14 protein-coding genes are annotated in these 17,486 nt (G+C 62.7%); 7 read left to right on the forward strand and 7 right to left on the reverse strand.

Going from position 1 to position 17,486, the window contains the following annotated elements:
- The first annotated feature begins 455 nt into the window (after positions 1–455).
- The 6 genes from aspT (at position 456) to EYW47_RS20820 (ending at position 8,482) form a co-directional block, all read left to right on the forward strand.
- Positions 456–2,147: an aspartate-alanine antiporter gene (aspT, locus tag EYW47_RS20800; protein WP_133196719.1), complete on the forward strand. Its 1,692-nt coding sequence runs from the start codon at positions 456–458 to the stop codon at positions 2,145–2,147.
- 85 nt (positions 2,148–2,232) lie between these two features.
- On the forward strand, positions 2,233–3,876 hold the full coding sequence (locus EYW47_RS20805) for a bifunctional aspartate transaminase/aspartate 4-decarboxylase (RefSeq protein WP_133196720.1): 1,644 nt from the start codon (positions 2,233–2,235) through the stop codon (positions 3,874–3,876).
- A gap of 48 nt (positions 3,877–3,924) precedes the next feature.
- Positions 3,925–5,187 carry a glutamate decarboxylase gene (gene gad / locus EYW47_RS20810; protein WP_240763823.1) on the forward strand — a complete coding sequence of 421 codons (1,263 nt, stop codon included), beginning with the start codon at positions 3,925–3,927 and terminating at the stop codon, positions 5,185–5,187.
- Positions 5,188–5,204: 17 nt separating this feature from the next.
- The gene (locus EYW47_RS42790; protein WP_240763824.1) at positions 5,205–5,354 is read left to right on the forward strand and encodes a hypothetical protein; all 150 of its coding nucleotides are present in this window, start codon (positions 5,205–5,207) and stop codon (positions 5,352–5,354) included.
- Positions 5,355–5,534: 180 nt separating this feature from the next.
- The gene (locus tag EYW47_RS20815) at positions 5,535–7,247 is read left to right on the forward strand and encodes a Na/Pi cotransporter family protein (RefSeq protein ID WP_133196802.1); all 1,713 of its coding nucleotides are present in this window, start codon (positions 5,535–5,537) and stop codon (positions 7,245–7,247) included.
- Between the two features lie 185 nt (positions 7,248–7,432).
- Positions 7,433–8,482 (forward strand): PDDEXK nuclease domain-containing protein, encoded by a 1,050-nt coding sequence (locus EYW47_RS20820; protein ID WP_133196721.1) that lies wholly within the window; start codon positions 7,433–7,435, stop codon positions 8,480–8,482.
- A 41-nt stretch (positions 8,483–8,523) separates the two neighbouring features.
- Here the strand turns inward: EYW47_RS20820 and EYW47_RS20825 are convergent, their stop codons facing one another.
- The 7 genes from EYW47_RS20825 to EYW47_RS20855 all read right to left on the reverse strand — a co-directional run bounded on the left by EYW47_RS20825 (position 8,524) and on the right by EYW47_RS20855 (position 16,570).
- Positions 8,524–9,990: a UvrD-helicase domain-containing protein gene (locus EYW47_RS20825; RefSeq protein ID WP_133196722.1), complete on the reverse strand. Its 1,467-nt coding sequence runs from the start codon at positions 9,988–9,990 to the stop codon at positions 8,524–8,526.
- Positions 9,991–10,129: 139 nt separating this feature from the next.
- Positions 10,130–11,056 carry a LysR family transcriptional regulator gene (locus tag EYW47_RS20830; protein WP_133196723.1) on the reverse strand — a complete coding sequence of 309 codons (927 nt, stop codon included), beginning with the start codon at positions 11,054–11,056 and terminating at the stop codon, positions 10,130–10,132.
- Between the two features lie 83 nt (positions 11,057–11,139).
- Complete coding sequence (locus EYW47_RS20835; RefSeq protein WP_133196724.1) at positions 11,140–12,426, reverse strand: HlyD/EmrA/EmrK family protein; 1,287 nt, start codon at positions 12,424–12,426, stop codon at positions 11,140–11,142.
- A 34-nt stretch (positions 12,427–12,460) separates the two neighbouring features.
- The gene (locus EYW47_RS20840; RefSeq protein ID WP_133196725.1) at positions 12,461–13,963 is read right to left on the reverse strand and encodes an efflux transporter outer membrane subunit; all 1,503 of its coding nucleotides are present in this window, start codon (positions 13,961–13,963) and stop codon (positions 12,461–12,463) included.
- 52 nt (positions 13,964–14,015) lie between these two features.
- The gene (locus tag EYW47_RS20845) at positions 14,016–14,453 is read right to left on the reverse strand and encodes a MarR family winged helix-turn-helix transcriptional regulator (RefSeq protein WP_133196726.1); all 438 of its coding nucleotides are present in this window, start codon (positions 14,451–14,453) and stop codon (positions 14,016–14,018) included.
- A 9-nt stretch (positions 14,454–14,462) separates the two neighbouring features.
- Positions 14,463–16,025: a DHA2 family efflux MFS transporter permease subunit gene (locus tag EYW47_RS20850; protein WP_133196727.1), complete on the reverse strand. Its 1,563-nt coding sequence runs from the start codon at positions 16,023–16,025 to the stop codon at positions 14,463–14,465.
- A gap of 107 nt (positions 16,026–16,132) precedes the next feature.
- Positions 16,133–16,570: a MarR family winged helix-turn-helix transcriptional regulator gene (locus EYW47_RS20855; protein WP_133196728.1), complete on the reverse strand. Its 438-nt coding sequence runs from the start codon at positions 16,568–16,570 to the stop codon at positions 16,133–16,135.
- A 308-nt stretch (positions 16,571–16,878) separates the two neighbouring features.
- Here EYW47_RS20855 and EYW47_RS20860 point away from each other — a divergent pair, with 308 nt between their 5' ends.
- Positions 16,879–17,463 (forward strand): TetR/AcrR family transcriptional regulator, encoded by a 585-nt coding sequence (locus EYW47_RS20860; RefSeq protein ID WP_240763826.1) that lies wholly within the window; start codon positions 16,879–16,881, stop codon positions 17,461–17,463.
- Positions 17,464–17,486: the final 23 nt, after the last annotated feature.

The raw sequence follows: 17,486 nt of genomic DNA on the forward strand, positions 1-17,486 counted from the left end.
TGGCGCCGACGGCATGAAATCATAATCTTCCTTGCAGATCCACCTTCTGAAGTCACTATCCGGCCGACGAGCAAGCGCAACGCTTGCTCATATTTTGTGCACTTTGACGATTCGCCGCGCACCGGCGAGTTGATCGGCCCATCCACGCATAGCCGGCGATATTTCGCGTTGACTGGAACTTCCATTCATTTTTTGCTTGATGCAAATGATTGTTCAAACTCAGGGACATTTTCCGCATCAGCATGACGCGCGATTTCGTTCAACCGCAATTCGGGCGATTCGCACCGGGAATAGAGCTTCGTCAAAGCGTTAAACGAATTACGCGATGGTTTGACAAAAACGTAGGCCGCCATTGGGGGTGCCATGCGATGCTGGCGCTCCAGACAGGATGGCACGAATGCCTCGCTTGCTCATGCGATTCGCGTCGTCCGGCATGACCATGAAAAGGAACCATTATGTCGTGGCTGACAGACACACTTCGGCATTACCCCGAGATCGCCATTTTTCTTTCACTAGGCATCGGTTATTGGGTGGGTGGAAAAAGCTTCAAGGGATTCAGTCTCGGGGCTGTTACGGCCACGCTTCTTGCGGCCATCGCAATCGGCCAGCTCGGCATTACGGTATCGGCCAACGTCAAGTCGGTGTTCTTTCTGATGTTCCTGTTCGCCGTTGGATATGGGGTGGGGCCGCAATTCGTGCGCGGCATCGCTAAAGATGGCTTGCCGCAGGCCTTGTTCGCGGTCGTGCAGTGTCTGCTGTGTCTCGCGGCGCCCATCGTTGCCGCCAAATTCGCCGGCTACGACCTGGGGTCCGCCGCGGGCTTGTTCGCCGGCTCGCAAACCATTTCGGCCTCGATGGGGCTGGCAACGGATGCGATCAACCGGCTCCATCTGCCGGCGGATCAGGCCAAGGCGCTGCTCGACGCCATGCCTACCGCCTACGCCGTCACCTATATCTTTGGCACGATCGGCTCGGCCATCATTCTCGCAACGCTCGGACCACGGTTGCTCGGCATCGACCTGCCCGCCGCATGCAAGGAATACGAAGCCACCCTCGGCGGCAAGGGCGCCGGCGCGCAGGACGGGCGCGAATGGCATGACTACCAGTTGCGCGCCTACCGAATCGCCGCCGACAGCCCGTTCATCGGCCAGACGATCAGCCAGATAGAAGCCGCCGAGCCCGCAGGCGTGCGGCTCTTCATCGAGCGCGTCAGACGCGCGGGCGCCGTCACGGAAGCAACGCTGGACTTCGTCTTGCAAGCAGGCGACATCGTGGCGGTTGCTGGTCCTCGCGATCAGCTCGTGGCGAGACTCGGCTCACGCGGCGACGAAGTCGAAGACGCCGATCTGCTCGCGGTCACCACGGAAGGCGTGGACGTCTACGTCACCAGCAAGTCGGTGGCCGGCAAGACGTTGCAGGAGCTGGCGAGCCTTCCCGGCGCACGCGGTGTCTACCTGAAGAAAATCAAGCGCGGGCCGACCGAAACGCAGATCCCGGTATTGCCCAATACGAAGCTCGAACACGGCGACACCGTCACGATCGTGGGCAGGACGCAGGACACCACCGCGGCCGCCAGGGAGCTAGGCGTTCTCGACCGTCCCACCACGGTGGCCGACGTTGCCTTCGTGAGCCTCGCCATCACGGCAGGCGCCTTGATTGGCGCAATCGTGATCAACGTGCACGGCATTCCGCTCACGCTTTCCACGGCGGGCGGCGCGCTCATTGCCGGAATCGTGTTCGGCTGGTTGCGGGCGATCCATCCCACCTTCGGGCGCATTCCCGAACCGACCGTCTGGTTCATGAACTCCGTGGGCCTCAACGTGTTCATTGCCGTGGTTGGCATCACGGCAGGCCCGGGATTCGTCGCCGGCTTGCAGCAACTCGGCATCAGTCTGTTCCTCTGGGGGATTTTCGCTACGGCGGTTCCCTTGATCATCGGCATGTTCATCGCGAAGTATGTGTTCAAGTTCCACCCCGCAATCCTGCTCGGCGTGTGCGCGGGCGCCAGAACCACGACGGCCGCACTGGGGATGATCTGCGACGCGGCGCGCAGCCAGGTGCCCGGGCTCGGCTATACCGTGACCTACGCGGTCGGCAATACGCTCCTGACGATCTGGGGAATGGTGCTCGTGATGATCTTGAGCTGATCGTTGGACGTATTGGACGTATTGGACGCATTGGACGTATTGGACGTATTGGATGTTTCGCTAACTAATCAACCGGAGCAAGTAGATGAATTCACGAAACGACAACGTAACGCAGGCGCAAAAGCTGGCCGCGCTGAGCCCGTTCGAACTCAAGGACGAGCTGATCAAGGTCGCCGGCGGCGGGGCGACGGCGCGTTCCGCGGCAAACCTGCCGATGCTCAACGCGGGCCGCGGCAATCCGAACTTCCTCGCCACGATTCCGCGCCACGGCTTCTGGCAACTCGGCCACTTCGCCATGCGCGAGTCGGAGCGCTCGTTCGCGTATCTGCCTGAAGGCGTGGGCGGCTTCCCGCAGCGCGAAGGTATTGTCGAGCGCTTCGACCTGTTCGTGCGCGAGAACAAGGGGCAGCCCGGCATCGACTTCCTCGCGGGCGCGGTGTCGTACGTGCGCGATCAACTGGGCCTTTCGGCTGGCGACTTCCTCTATGAAATGTGCGAAGGCATCCTCGCCTGCAACTACCCGGTGCCGGACCGCATTCTCAAGAACACGGAAGTCATCGTCGGCCAGTACCTGCGGCGCGAGATGATCGGCAAGCATCCGTTCGTGGGCGAGTTCGACGTGTTCGCGGTGGAGGGCGGCACGGCGGCCATGGCGTACATCTTCAACACGATGCGGGAGAACTTCTTCATCAAGCCGGGCGACACCATCGCGCTCGGCATGCCAATCTTTACGCCGTACATCGAGATTCCCGCGCTCAACGACTACCAGCTCAATATCGTCAACGTCGAGGCGGATGTCGCGAACGGCTGGCAATACTCGAAAAAGGAGCTCGACAAGCTGCGCGACCCGAAGGTGAAGGCATTCTTCCTCGTGAACCCGAGCAACCCGCCTTCGGTGAAGATCGATGAGGCGAGCCTCCAGTACATCGCCGAGATCGTCAAGGAGCGCCCGGACCTCATCATCCTCACCGACGACGTGTACGGCACCTTCGCCGACAACTTCGTCTCGCTCTTCGCACTGGCGCCGAAGAACACGATTCTCGTGTACTCGTATTCGAAGTACTTCGGCGCGACGGGCTGGCGCCTGGGCGCGATCGCGACGCACCGCGAGAACGTGCTCGACGCCGCGCTCGCGAAACTGCCGAAAGAGCAGAAGCTGGCCCTGCACAAGCGCTATGAGTCAATCACGACCGACCCGGACAACCTGAAGTTCATCGATCGCCTCGTGGCCGACAGCCGTACCGTTGCGCTCAATCACACCGCAGGCCTCTCTACGCCGCAGCAAGTGCAGATGGTGCTGTTCTCGCTGTTCTCGCTCATGGACACGCCCGACGCCTACAAGAATGCGCTGAAGCGCCTGATCCGCAGCCGCAAGCGCGCGCTCTTCGAGACGATCGGCATTCCATTGAAGGAAGGGGACCCAAACGTAGTCGACTACTACACGGTGCTGGACCTCGAGTACTTCGGTGAACGCGCCTACGGCCGTGAGTTTGTCGACTGGCTCCTCAAGAACACCGAGGCTTCCGAGCTGCTGTTCCGCCTCGCCCAAGATGCCCATGTCGTGCTCCTGCCTGGCCAGGGCTTCGGCACGCCGCATCCTTCCGGACGCGTGTCGCTTGCCAACCTGAATGAGGCTGACTATCGCGCGATTGGCAAGGCGATCCGAACGCTCCTCGATGAATACGTGGAGCGCTACTGCGCGCAGACAGGCAAGCACGTCGCGCGGTAAGCCTGATGCCGCCTCGGCCGACCCGTTCCTTCGGTTGAGGCGGTACCGGTGGTAACGAAGCGTCCGCCCGTGCGGGCGCAAACCGAAAGGAGTATTAAGATGTCCTTAGATATCGAGAAAATTACCCCGTACGACGAATTCAACTTTGAGGTGCCGCAAAACGAGTTTCCCAAAACAGGGATGTCTGCCCGGGCCGCGGCTGCGCTTGTCGAAAGCGACGAATGGACGGACACCAATCCGGTCCTGAACATGTCGTCGTTTGTGACGACTTTCGCCGAACCCGAAGCGCTGGAAACCGCCAAACGCAATATTTTCAAGAACTATATCGACCACGACATGTACCCGCAGCTGTTCGCGATGGAAACGCGAATGGTGCGCTGGCTCCACAAATTGTGGAATGGCCCGGGTGACGTGGAGCCGTACGGCACGGCGACAGTGGGGTCGTCCGAGGCATGCATGCTCGCGGGCCTGGCGCACAAATGGAACTGGCGCCAGCGGCGCGAAAAGGCAGGCAAGAACGTCAGCCGGCCGAATCTCGTGACCGGCGGAAATGTGCAGATCGTCTGGAAGAAGTTCATGCGCTATTTCGACGTCGAGCCGCGTATCGTCCCGCTGAAACCCGGCAAGTACCGCCTGACCGCCGATGATCTCGACAAGTATGTCGACGAGAATACGATTGCCGTTGTCGCCATTGCCGGGCAGACCTTTACCGGGGAGGACGACGACTTCGCCGGCATCCATGCGTGGCTGGACGACTACGAACGGCGCACGGGGATTTCGGTGCCGATGCACATCGACGGCGCGTCGGGCGGCTTTATCCACCCGTTCCTCTATCCGGATTACAAGTGGGACTTCCGGTTGCCGCGGGTGCAATCGATCAATGCCTCGGGGCACAAGTACGGCCTCACGCCGCCCGGGCTCGGCTGGGTCGTTTTCCGTGACCGCAAGGTATTCAACGAGGACCTGGTGTTCTACGTGAACTATCTGGGCGGTGAAATGCCCACCGCGACGTTGAATTTCAGCCGCAATGGCTTCCAGTTGGCTGTCCAGTACTACCAGTTCCTGCGTCTAGGATTCGAGGGCTACAGGCGCGTCATGCAGCACACGCTCGACAACGCGCTTGCGCTGCGCGAAATGCTCGTGAAAAGCGGCTATTTCACGATCATGAACGACACGCAGCGTATTCCGGTGGTGGCCGTCACGCTGGACAAAAAATCACCCGCTTCAATGAATTCGACGTATCGAACAAGGTGCGCGAGAAGGGCTGGGTGCTATCGGCCTATACGATGCCGCCGGACGCGGAAGCGGTGAGGAGCCTGCGCGTTGTCGTGCGTCCGCACATCAATCGCAACGTCGCGAGCAATCTCGGGCGCGACATCCTCGACGCCTGCCGATACCTCGAGGAACACGGCGGCAATGCGACGCCGCCGGCGCTGCATGGGCACACGCATTTGAAGGGCTCGCCGGCCAAGTGCTGAGCTCGGCCCCGCGGCCGATCCATCTGGGTCGGCCGCGGGGCATTGCCGGCGAGGGGCGGCTTGTTGCGGTGCCCCGGAAATGCCAACAGGCGCCGACAAAGCGCGTCGGCCCAACATCCGCGCCATTTCCCCGTTTTGCAACAGAATAGGGGGTCGACAGTCAGCACAAGGCGCAATCCGATGACTCCAGATCCCACCGCAATCGACCAGGTCAGCCTGAATCTGGTGCAGATGTCTGGCGTCCTTATCGGCGGGCTTGCGCTTTTCCTGCTCGGGCTGCAATTCATGACCGGAGGCTTCAAGGCCATTGCCGGCTCACGGCTCCAGATGCTGCTCGGCGTACTCACGGCAAACCGGTTCCGGGGCGTAGTGGCCGGCGCGCTGGTGACGGCGCTGTTGAATTCGTCCACGATCACCACCGTATTGATGGTCGGATTCGTTTCTGCAGGCTTGATGACGCTGGCGCAGTCGGTTCCGATGATCATGGGCGCGAACATCGGCTCGACGATCACGGCTCAAATCATCGCCTTCGACGTTTCCAGACTGACGCCGTTCATGCTGGCTATTGGCTTTGCCATGTACGCGTTCGGCAAGCGCGAGCTGGTGCGCAGGATCGGCGAAGTGGTAATGGGGCTCGGGCTGCTGTTTCTGGGCATCGAGTTCATGGGCGACGCCACACGTCCGCTGCGCACATACCCGCCGTTCATCGATGCCATGCAGAGCATGGAGCACCCGTTGCTGGGCATCCTCGCGGGCGCCGCTTTTACCGCGATCGTACAAAGCTCCGCTGCGACGCTTGCTATCGTCATCGCCTTGGGCGCACAGGGGCTAATGCCGCTCGAGGCGGGCATTGCGCTGATTCTGGGTGCGAACGTGGGCACTTGCGGAACGGCTTTGCTTGCCTCGATAGGCAAGTCTGCCGAAGCCATCCAGGTGGGCGTGGTGCACCTCATATTCAACGTGCTGGGCGTGCTTTTCTGGGCCTTTTTCATTCCACAAATGGCCGAGCTGGCGCGCTTCGTCTCCCCGTCGTACCCCGAGTTGCATGGCGTTGCCCGCCTGGCCGCCGAAACGCCGCGCCAGGTCGCAAACACCCACACGATATTCAGCGTGGCAAACACGCTGGTGCTGATCTGGTTCTCGGGATGGATCGCGCAGCTTGCGCGCATGATCGTCCGTACGCGGATGGCGGAAACGCAACCGCTTGGCGATCCGGCGTACCTCGATGAAACGTCCCTGGGCGTGCCGTCGCTTGGGCTTCAGCGCGTTCGCCTGGAGGTGAGCCGGTTGGGCAATGAAGTGGTCGACATCGTGCGTGATGGCGCACTCGTCGTGGTGAGCGGATCGATTGAAGAGATCAACGCGTTGCTGGACCGGGACAAGGAAGCCGACCGGCTCGCGGCCGAAATTCTGCACTACGTCGGGCGGCTCTCGAAGGCTGAGCACTCGGAGCAGGAGGGGCTGCAGATGGTGGGCTTTACCCAGGTCGTCGCGAATCTCGAGAACATCAGCGACATTATCGGGACCAATCTGATGGCGGTGAGCCAGCAGCGCTTGACTGAGCGAATCGAGCTCACGCGGCTGAATGAGGTCGCGAACTCACGGTTCGCCGAAGTCGTGATGCAGAATCTGGCGGCCATCGTCGAGACGATTGGCGAAGCCGGCGCGATCGTCGGGTCGCAAGGCATCGGGACGAAGGCCGAGATCAAGATGCTCGCGGCGCAGGCGCGGCAAGGCATCCTGGGCGATCTGCAGCTCGCGCAGAAGCCGGAGGTGCTGGACTATCAATTGGCGGTCGACATGATCGAGGAATACAAGCAGATCGCGCGCCTGTCACGCGCAATAGCCAAGGTTGTTGGGGAGATGCGGGGGAAAACTGAGCTAAGCGAATGAGCAGATGGGATGAGTGTGCGACGTAATCCTTGATTTTACATAAGATAAATTAACGAAGTTTTTGATGGGGTACGATGCTACAATCCAGCTTCGATCCGCTCGCCACTGGCCTTGCCGGTCACGTGTCGCTAACTGGATAATTGATCTTTCATGGTCCGACGACCGGTGCCTAGCGCCCGCAGTGCATGACAAATGACCTGACCAACCTCGCCACGAGCGAGGATTACCGCCGCTGGCTGTCCGAGTTGAAGCAGCGCGTCGAGCGTGCTCGTCAGCGCGCGGCCGCCAGTGCGAATCGTGAGCTGATCGAGCTGTACTGGCAGATCGGGAGCGATATCCTTCAGCGGCAGCAGCATCAGGGATGGGGAGCCGGCGTCGTGGACCAGCTGGCTCGCGACCTGAAGTCCGCATTCCCGGATATGCGAGGTTTCTCGCCGCGCAACCTGAAATACATGCGCGCTCTTGCCCTGGCATGGCCGGATCCGGAATTTGTGCAGCAGCCTGCTGCACAATTACCGTGGTTCCACCTTTGCACCTTGCTCGACAAGGTCAAAGATACCGCGCATCGCGACTGGTATGCCGCCAAGGCGCTCGAACACGGCTGGTCGCGCAGCGTGTTGACCATGCAGATCGAGACGGCCGTCCATGCACGTGCAGGCAGCGCCATCACAAATTTTGCGGACCGGCTGCCGCCTCCACAATCCGATCTCGCGCGCGATACGCTCAAGGATCCGTATATCTTCGACTTCCTCGGCTTGACCGAGAACGCCCAGGAGCGCGACATCGAGCGCGCGCTCACGCAGCACATCACGCGCTTCCTGCTCGAACTGGGCGCCGGCTTCGCGTTCGTGGGCCGCCAGTACCGGCTGGAAGTCGGCGGCGACGAGTTTTTCGTCGATTTGCTTTTCTACCACCTCAAGCTGCGTTGTTATGTTGTCGTCGAACTGAAAACGACGCCATTCAAGCCCGAATACGCGGGCCAGCTGAACTTCTACCTGTCCGCGATCGACGCGCAGGTGAAGGCACCCGAGGACCAAGCGACCATCGGCCTGCTGCTGTGCAAGGAAAAGAACCGGCTCGTGGCGGAATATGCGCTGCGCGGCGTGGCCAAGCCGATGGGTGTGGCCGAGTACCAATTGATGCGCGAGGTGCCGCCCTCGCTCGAGACCGGCCTGCCGAGCATTGACCAGATCGAGGCGGAACTGCGTCCCGACCTGCCGGACGGCGCGGCGTAAGCCTCGTTGGGCAGCGCCCGCGCCGCTTTCACCAGCCGGTCCTAGCGCCGAAGACTGAAAAGCCGCAACAGCTCGTCGCGCAACTCGGAGATATCGAGCACATGCTGCGCGCGAGTCAGCGCCACATAGAGCAGGCGCAGCTCATCCTCGTCGGGCATCGGGCTACCGTCGGCACCCCGCAGGCGGAAATCGTTCGCGACCTTGACCCGCTTCCATTCGAGGCCCTTGGCGCGGTGGACGGTCGAGATTACATAATCCGCGGCGCCCTCCGCCGTCGAGCGTTGCGCGAGGGCACGCAGATAGTCCGTGCCCAGCTCGTCGACGATCCGGACAACCGGCAGCAGGTCCTGGCCAAAAGCGCTGCGCGCAAACGCCTGCGCCTCGCCCCATGTCTCGAACAGCGCAAACGCCGCTGGCCGGAATGCGCGCTGTCCGGCCAGCAACTGGTCCGCGCCGTCTGCATACGCAACGATCTCGGCCGCGCTCATGCGGATTGCCGGGCGATGCCCCGCCTCGATGCCCGCAGCGAACTGCCATAGCGCCGAGACGTTCTTGCGGCATAGAACAGCGTCCACGGGCGGCGCAATCGCCGGGTCTTCGACCATGATCGAGCCAATCGCGTCTTGCCCGCGAATGGGCGTTCGTTCTCCAAGCAGGCCAAGCAGCCGGCTCGCCAGCGCCGCGAATGTCGTGCCGAAACGAAACGACTCCGTGAGCGCGCATTCGGGCGCGTCGATCTGCGCCATCGCGTTCACCGCGCCCCGCCACTCGTAGATCTGCTGGTACGGGTCGCCCACGTAGATGATCTGCGCGTGGCGCTGCCGCTCGAGTACCGAAAGCATGACGCCGTCGCTGTCCTGCGCCTCGTCGAACAGGATGTAATCGGCCTCGATGCGTGGCTCCAAAAGCGCCCAGAGCTTGAGCAGCACGTCCGGCGAAATGACATTGCGTGCCCGTGGATGGGCGCTCTCTTCCCACAATCGCACGACGTGGGGCAGCAGCCAGGCACGCAATTGCGCCGCCATTGCCTCGTCGATTTTCTCGTCCACGACGATATGCTGCACTTCCGGCTGGTGCTGGTCCGAGCGGCAGAACCTGCCGAGTCCGTCGGCAATCCAGCGCCCGATCTCGAACGGCGTGACGTCGACGGCCTTCCCCGTCACGGTGCGGACCTGTACCGGCCCGAGTCCGTAGCGTGCGGCCAGCAAGTGCGCAGGCTCGGCCTGCAGGCTCACGCGACTTCTCAGCGTCTGAGGCACGCACGCCCAGGCCAGCGAATGCATCGTGCGGGCGTCGACCGTGGGAGGAAAGCGGCGGCCGGCGCTCGCCGCGATATCCCGGTTGAAGGCGAGATAGGCGCCGCGCCGTCCGCCGAGTTGCTCCGCCACCAGCTGGAGCGTGGAGGTCTTGCCTGCGCCCGCGTAGGCCTTGATCTTGAGGTTCCCGCCACGCAGCACCGCCTCGACGACCGCGCGCTGCTCTTGCGTGGGATTGAACGGGACTGGCATGGGAACGGGACGCAGAAGGGGGAACGTCCCGGAGTGTGCCAGAAATGATGCCGGTTCCGACAGCCCCCACTCTGCCCGGCGCTGACCAGGGTTCAAAACTCTCGCGCGCTTGAACAATAGCGCGCTGAATGCGAGCGCTTCAATGCAGCGCGGCGTGGTCGCTAGCCAACGCCGGAGGCACGATCTCCCGCAGGAACTCGACAAAGGTCCGGACTTTCGCATCGAGATATTGTCGCGATGGATATTGGACATAGCCGGTCAGTTTCTGCAGCTGGTGGTTCGGCAAGACACGCGCCAACGCACCGCTCTTGAGGAGCGGTACGGCCGACGGCATGGGCAGCGCGCCGATGCCTTTGCCCTCCTGCAGCACCGTGCCCAGTACCTCCGGAACATTCACCTGAAAAGCCGTCGGCGGAAGCTCGAATGTTTCCGGGCCGTCCGGTCCGTCGAGATCCCAGCGACCGCGCGGGAACAGCGATGAAACGAGCGGTATGCACGAATGCTGCGCCAGATCGGCAACGTCCTCTGGCGCTCCGTGATCCTCGAGGTAGGCCGGCGACGCGCACAATACGCTGTGCAGCGTCCCAAGCCGCTGCGATACGAATCCCGAGTCCGGCAGTTGATCGCCCGCCATCCAGACCGCGACGTCGCACCCCTCGTCCAGAATCCTCGGGAGATGGTGGGACAGGTTCAGATCCACCGACACGGACGGATAATATTCCTGATAACGCATGAGGGCGGGCACCAGGTAGGTCTGGCCAAAGCCCAGCATCGCGTGCACCCGCAAACGGCCGGCCGGCTTGGCCAATGCGTCCGAGGCTTCCACCTCTGCGTCCCTGATAGAGGTGAGAATCTGCTGGCAACGCTGCAAATAGCGTTGCCCGGTCTCGGTCAATGCGATGCGGCGCGTGGTGCGGTTGAGCAGCCGGGCGCGAAGATGGGTCTCCAGCCAGGCGACGGCACGGGTTGCAACGGCGCGTGAAATATCCATGCGCTCTGCCGCACGGGCAAAACTGCCCTCTTCTGCAATGCGAACGAATATTCGCATCGATTGCAACGTATCCATTTTCAGATCCTCTAATTCAGCTTCCGAATGGCCCGCCGCAACACGGGTAATCAGCGTTGCTGCGGGCCCGGCTACCCACCCGCTCAGTTCGCCTGAGCGATTTTCTGCATGCCTGGCGATGCAGCCTTGGTCTGTTGCGCCATCTCATTGCTCGCGATAATCTTTTCAATCTCCGCATTGGCCTTCGCGCCGTACTGCGCAAAGACGTCCGTGCGATAAGTTGTGTTCACAGCCGCGGCGAGCTGCGTGCCGGAGTCATCGCGCGTGTCGGCGTCCACGTCCATCGACAAGCCGATGCGCAGTGGATGCGCCTGCAGCTCCTTCGGGTCGAGCTGGATACGCACCGGCAGCCGCTGCACGATCTTGATCCAGTTGCCGGTAGCGTTCTGCGCCGGCAACGTTGCGAACGCACTGCCCGTGCCGGCCGAGAAGCCGATCACCTTGCCGTGATATTTGACGCTCGAACCGTACACGTCCGCCGTCATTGTGACCGGCTGGCCGATGCGCATGCGGTGCAGTTGCACTTCCTTGAAGTTCGCGTCCACCCACACGCCGTCGAGCGGCACGATTGACATCAGCGGCGTGCCTGGCCCCACGCGCTGTCCCACCTGCACGGAGCGCTGCGCGACGTAGCCCGTCACCGGCGCCGGCAACGTGTTGCGCGCGTAATTCAGGTAGGCGTCGCGGACCTGGGTCGCCGCGGCTTGCACGTCGGGATGCTGCTCGATCGACGTGCGGTCGGTCAGCGCGCGGTTCGACTGCGCCTGCTCACGAGCGGCGTCGAGCGCGGCCTGCGCGGCGGCTACGGCGTCGCGGGCGTGCGAGACGTCCTCGGCGGACACCGCGCCGGTGGCCTGCACCGCGACACGGCGGCGCAAATCGTCCTGTGCGCGAGCGAGGTCCGACTCGCGTTGCGCGACGTTGGCCGCGTAGTAGTCGTTGTTCACGTAGAGCGTGCTCACATGGCGCACCGCCTGGCCGAGCGCTGCTTCAGCGTTCAGGAGTGCGATTCGTGAATCGGCAGGGTCGAGCGTGACCACGGGGTCGCCCTCTTTCACGATCTGGGTATCGTCCGCGTTGACAGCGTCGACCGTGCCGGTCACTTGCGGCGTGAGCTGCACGAGGTTGCCGTTGACATACGCGTCGTCGGTCGACTCGTGATATTGGCCGTACGTCCAGTAGTATGCGCCATATGCCGCCCCCGAGAGCGCGACGCCGATACTCAGCAGCGCAATCCACAGCCTGCGTTTGCGCGGCGCATCGGGCCGCGTAGCGTTCGGCGTGGCACTAGCGGGTGCGCCGTGCGCTGGGTTGCTGGTCGGTTGTGCCGTGTCCGCGCTCGTGCGCTCGGTCGTGGTGGAATCGCTCATGTCAATGCTCCAGTGAATTTGCGAACGCGCCGGTTCAACGCGCGGCGACGACGGGATGGGATTGCGCGGCGGAATCCGCGCGGCGAGTGGCATCGGTCGACGTATCGACGTAGCCGCCGCCGAGCGCCGATGCGAGCGCGATCTGCTGGTCGCGCCGGTTCATCAGCAGCCTGGCGACGGCTTGATCGGCTTGCAGTGCGGTCATGTCGGCGTTGAGGACGGTCAGCTGATTCGTCAGGCCGCCTTTGTATTGCGTGATCGCCAGATCGTCGGCCTCGCGCGCGGCTTGTTGCGCGGCCTGCGCATCGGCAAGCTGCGTGTCGCTCGAGCGGATCTGCGCGAGTTGCGTCGCCACTTCGCTCAAGGCCGTGATCAGCGTCTGGTTGTAGGTCGCGACGGCGTCGTCGAAGTCGGCGTAGCGTCCTTTCAATTGCGCGCGCAGTTCGCCGGCATCGAAGATCGGCAGATGGATCGCCGGGCCCGCGCTGGCCGTGCGGCTCGCGGCCGTCAGGAAGCGGCCGAAGCCAAACGCGTCCAGGCCGATCGCGGCGCTCAGATTGATGTCCGGATAGAACTCGGCCTTCGCCTCCTTGACTTCGTGCGTGATCGCGTCGACGCGCCAGCGGGCCGCGACGATGTCTGGCCGGCGGCTCACGAGGTCGGCGGGCAGGTTGTCCGGCAGGCGCACTTCGTCGCCCACGCCGAGCGCGGGTCGCGCGATCGCAAGCCCTCGGTCGGGGCCCTCGCCCATGAGCGCCGCCAGTTGGTAGCGGGTCGTCACGATGCTGCCGTCGAGCGCCGCAAGCGCGGAGCGCGCGCTCGCCAGGTTCGCCTGCGCCGTCTTGCGCTCGACTTCGGTATCGAGCCCGGTCGCGATGCGGCCGGCCGTGATGCGGTCGATTTCGGCACGCCGGTCGACCTCCTGTTGCGCGATGTCGTGCAGCACGTAAAGCTGCGCAAGCTGGTTATAGGTGCGGGCGATCGTGGTGGTGAGCGTGAGCTTGACGACTTCCGCGTCGGCCCGGCTCGCCTGCAAGTCGGAGACCGAAGCTTTCAGCGCTTCGCGATTCTTCCCCCACAGATCCAGATCGTACGACGCGCTCAGGAGTCCGGAGTTTTCCGTCTGCCACGAACCCGCGTACGGCGGCGGAATCAGCGCGTTGCCGCTGTACTGCTCACGTTTGAGCGAGTAGTCGGCGTTGACGCTCGGCATCGTGCTGGCCTTCGCGGTTTCCGTATAAGCCTGCGCCCCGGCGACACGAGCTCGCGCCTGTGCAATCGTCGGGCTGCCCTTGAGCGCTTCGTCGATCAACGCCTTCAATTGCGCGTCGCCGAACTGGTCTGCCCAGTCTGCCGCCGGCCAGTGGCCGCTTTCAGCGGGCAAGCTGGTTGCCGTTTCGAACTGCCGAGGCTGCGCCATCTGCTTGTCGCTGTGGATGCCCGCGTAATTCACGCAGGCCGACAGCAACGCCACCAGAATCGCCGACAGCCCTACCTTCGCCGCACGGATGCCGGGTTGCGTAATCTGCGTCTTCATTTTCTGACCTGTCAGATTAAAGTTTGAATAAAGAGGCGATGCGCTGCTGCGCTCACACTCCAATGAACTTCTGCAGCAGGCGGTCCAATTCCTCGAACTCCGCCTTCGTGAACTTCTTCAACTTCGCATCCAGCACCACGGCTGCGATCGCCGGCATTTCCGCCGTGGCTTGCCTGCCCTTGTGCGTCATCGCGAGGTTGACCACCCGGCGATCGTCGGCACTGCGGGCGCGTTCCAGCAGCCCTTTCCTTTCCAGCTTGTCCAGCATCCGCGTCATCAGGCCTGTGTCGACAGAAAGTCGTTTCGAGAGCTCGATCGGCGTGGACGCCACGCCGCGCTGCATCGCGAGGAGGACGCCCATCTGCGCACTGGTGATGCCGAGGTGACTGAAGGCCGCGTCCATTTCCGTCACGATCTGCTTGCGAGCCCGGATCAACATGAACCCGACGTTTTGCGTGAGCGAGAAAGAGTCACGTGTGTAGTGCTCCATGGCCCCTCCTCAATGACCGCCCGCGCCCGCCGCGCTCGATGCCCCGTCCTTGGTGGGTTTGGTCACCCAGACGAGCGGAATGATCACGACAAAGATCACCGCGGATAACCAGAACACGTCGTTCAATCCCAGCATCGCCGCCTGCGCGCCCAACTGCGTTTCAAAAAAAGCCTGAGCTTTGAAAAGACTCGCGTGCAGGGTCGTTTCGATGTTGGCGAGCGCGTGCACGTAGTTCGGGTTGGTTGCGCTCGTCTGCTCGGCGAGTTGCGAGTGATGCAGGATCGTCCGGTTGTTCCAGGTGTTCGAAAGGAGCGACGTGCCGACCGCCCCCGCGAACACCCGCACGAAGTTCGAGAGGCCCGCGGCCGCCGGGATCTTCTCGGGCGGCAGGCCCGAGAGGATGATCGCCGTGAGCGGCGTGAAGAACAGCGCCATCGGGATGCCCTGCAGCAGCGTCGGCATCACGAGCGTGTACGGATCTACGCCCGTCACATAAAACGAGCGCATGAAGAACACGCCGGCAAAGCCGAGGAACGCGAGCGTCGCCAGCACCCGCGGGTCCGACTTCGGCATGATCTTGCCCATCACCGGCGCGAGAATCACCGCGAAGATACCGAGCGGCGCGGTCACGAGCCCCGCATCCACGGCCCGGTAGCCCAGGTATTCCTGAATCCAGGTGGGGAGAATCACGAGGTTGGCAAAGAAGATTGCGTATGCAACCGAAATGGCCACGGTGCCGCCCATGAAGTTGCGCCCGGTAAAGAGACGCAAATCGATAATCGGCTTGGACTCGGTCAGCTCCCAGATCAGGAAGAATACGAAGCCGACCAGCGCAACGATCGAGAGGATCCAGATTGTGGAGGACTCGTACCAGGCGAGATCCTTGCCTTTGTCGAGCATGACCTGCAACGCGCCCACCCACACGACGAGCGAGAGCAATCCAACCTTGTCGACCGGTAGCTTGCGCGACGGCGTTTCGCGCTGGCGATAGAGCGCCCAGATCACCGCCGCGGCGAAAATGCCAACGGGCACGTTGATGTAGAAGATCCACGACCAGCTGTAGTTGTCGGTGATCCAGCCGCCAAGCGCGGGACCGGCGATCGGGCCAACCGTGGCGGTCATCGCCCAGAGCGAAAGCGCGCTCGAGCTTTTCTCCCTGGGAAAGGACTTGAGCAACAGCGCCTGCGAAAGCGGCACCAGCGGCCCGGCGACCGCCCCCTGCACGATGCGGGCGGCGAGCAGCACCATCAGGTTCGGCGCGATACCGCACGCCGCGGACGAGACCACGAACAGCAGGATCGCGGCCACGAAGAGCTTCACTTCCCCAACCCGCTGCGTGAGCCACCCGGTCAACGGAATCGACACCGCGTTGGCCGCCGAGAACACCGTGATGACCCAGGTGCCTTCGTCGACCGACACGCCCAGGTCGCCGGACAAGGTCGGGATCGCGACGTTCGCAATCGACGAGTCCAGCACATTCATGAACGTGGCAAGCGCCACGGCGAACGTGCCCAGCGCGAACTGCCAGCCCGCCAATGGCGCCGGAACGTTCACATTCTTTGGAGAGTTCATGTTGCGTCCTTTAAGGGGGCGACGATCGAAGTGCCCACACGGTCATCATTTGTCTGATCTGTCATGTCTATATCTGACATATCAGACATTGCGGTAAAAAAAATGGCTCACTGATCCAGCAGCTTGCCGAGGAGACGACAAAAAGTGACGAACTCCGGCCCGTCAAAGGCCGAGAGGCGCCGGTTCAACACCGCCGGCACGATCTCGGCTGCGCGCTCGGCGACCTCCCGACCGGTCCCGGTCAACGCGAGATTGACCACGCGCCGGTCCTCGCTATCGCGAGCACGGCGCACGAGGCGCTTGCTTTCCAGCCGCTCGATCACACGTGCGACGAATCCCGAGTCGACGTCGAGCAGTCTCGACACCTCGACCGATGAATGCGTGTTGCCGTGAGACAGGAGCAACAGCGCGCCGACCTGTGAAGCCGTAACGCCCAACTCTGCAAGGGCGATATCGAGGTCCGCCTTGTACACGCTGCGCGCCTTGCCCAGCGCAAGGCCGATGCTCAGGCCCGGCAACATACGCTCTTCGCCAAGGTGGTTCATGACTGATGCCTCTGCTCCTGACTCTGGCGTTTCTCGCCAGGATCACGATCTCGATGCGAGGCATACTAAACCGATCGGTTCGATACGGTCAAGGGAGAAATTAAAAATTTGATAAATCACCGTGTAACCAGGCAATCTGGCACCGATACCGATCGGTGTGAACTTCCGTGATACAGTGGCGTCGCCCCGTTTTGACTTCAGCAGGAATGGAACCGATGGCTAGTTCGGCCGCGCGCACAAAGACGATTACACCTCCCCCGTCCGTTCCGGCCGATGGCGCCGCCGTCCAGTCCGAAAAGGCGCGCCTCGTGCTTGCCGGGGCGAGAGCCGTCTTTCTGGCCAATGGCTATAGCGCCGCGACGACCGACATGATCCAGCAAGCCGCGGGCGTGTCGAAGTCGACGGTCTATTCGCACTACCCGAACAAGGAAACCCTGTTCATAGCGGTGGTCGAAGCCGAATGCGAGCGGTTTCTGCAGACGATCCGCAAGTGCGAATTTTCGGAGAAGCGTCTGGCGGACAACCTGAGCGCGATAGCGCACGGATACCTGGAGCTGTTGCTCTCCCCTGACGGCATGGCGCTGTATCGCGCGGTCGTGTCCGAGGCGCCGAGGTTTCCCGAGCTCGGCAGGCGCTTCTATCTCGCCGGCCCGAACGCCATGATCGATGCCGTGGAGGAAGCGCTGGAAGCCGCCGAATCGAGGGGGGATGTGGACCTTGGGGGCATCGGGCGCAATTCCGCCGCCTCGCTCTTCGTGAGCATGGTGCGTGGCGATGCGCAGATGCAATGCCTGACGCACCCCGAGTCCCCCGCGTCCGCCGCCCAACGGGACAGATGGGCAAAAGACGCCGTCACCGCATTTCTGCGCGCTTTTCAGAAGGCGCCGAAGTAATCCGACGAGCGGAACGTGGGCGA

This window comes from Paraburkholderia silviterrae (assembly GCF_004353915.1).
Classification (GTDB): domain Bacteria; phylum Pseudomonadota; class Gammaproteobacteria; order Burkholderiales; family Burkholderiaceae; genus Paraburkholderia; species Paraburkholderia silviterrae.

Coding starts and splice junctions, on each gene's coding strand:
- aspT (WP_133196719.1), top strand. CDS start 456: ATGTCGTGGCTGACAGACACACTTCGGCATTACCCCGAGATCGCCATT.
- EYW47_RS20805 (WP_133196720.1), top strand. CDS start 2,233: ATGAATTCACGAAACGACAACGTAACGCAGGCGCAAAAGCTGGCCGCG.
- EYW47_RS20815 (WP_133196802.1), top strand. CDS start 5,535: ATGACTCCAGATCCCACCGCAATCGACCAGGTCAGCCTGAATCTGGTG.
- EYW47_RS20820 (WP_133196721.1), top strand. CDS start 7,433: ATGACAAATGACCTGACCAACCTCGCCACGAGCGAGGATTACCGCCGC.
- EYW47_RS20825 (WP_133196722.1), bottom strand. CDS start 9,990: ATGCCAGTCCCGTTCAATCCCACGCAAGAGCAGCGCGCGGTCGTCGAG.
- EYW47_RS20830 (WP_133196723.1), bottom strand. CDS start 11,056: ATGGATACGTTGCAATCGATGCGAATATTCGTTCGCATTGCAGAAGAG.
- EYW47_RS20835 (WP_133196724.1), bottom strand. CDS start 12,426: ATGAGCGATTCCACCACGACCGAGCGCACGAGCGCGGACACGGCACAA.
- EYW47_RS20840 (WP_133196725.1), bottom strand. CDS start 13,963: ATGAAGACGCAGATTACGCAACCCGGCATCCGTGCGGCGAAGGTAGGG.
- EYW47_RS20845 (WP_133196726.1), bottom strand. CDS start 14,453: ATGGAGCACTACACACGTGACTCTTTCTCGCTCACGCAAAACGTCGGG.
- EYW47_RS20850 (WP_133196727.1), bottom strand. CDS start 16,025: ATGAACTCTCCAAAGAATGTGAACGTTCCGGCGCCATTGGCGGGCTGG.
- EYW47_RS20855 (WP_133196728.1), bottom strand. CDS start 16,570: ATGAACCACCTTGGCGAAGAGCGTATGTTGCCGGGCCTGAGCATCGGC.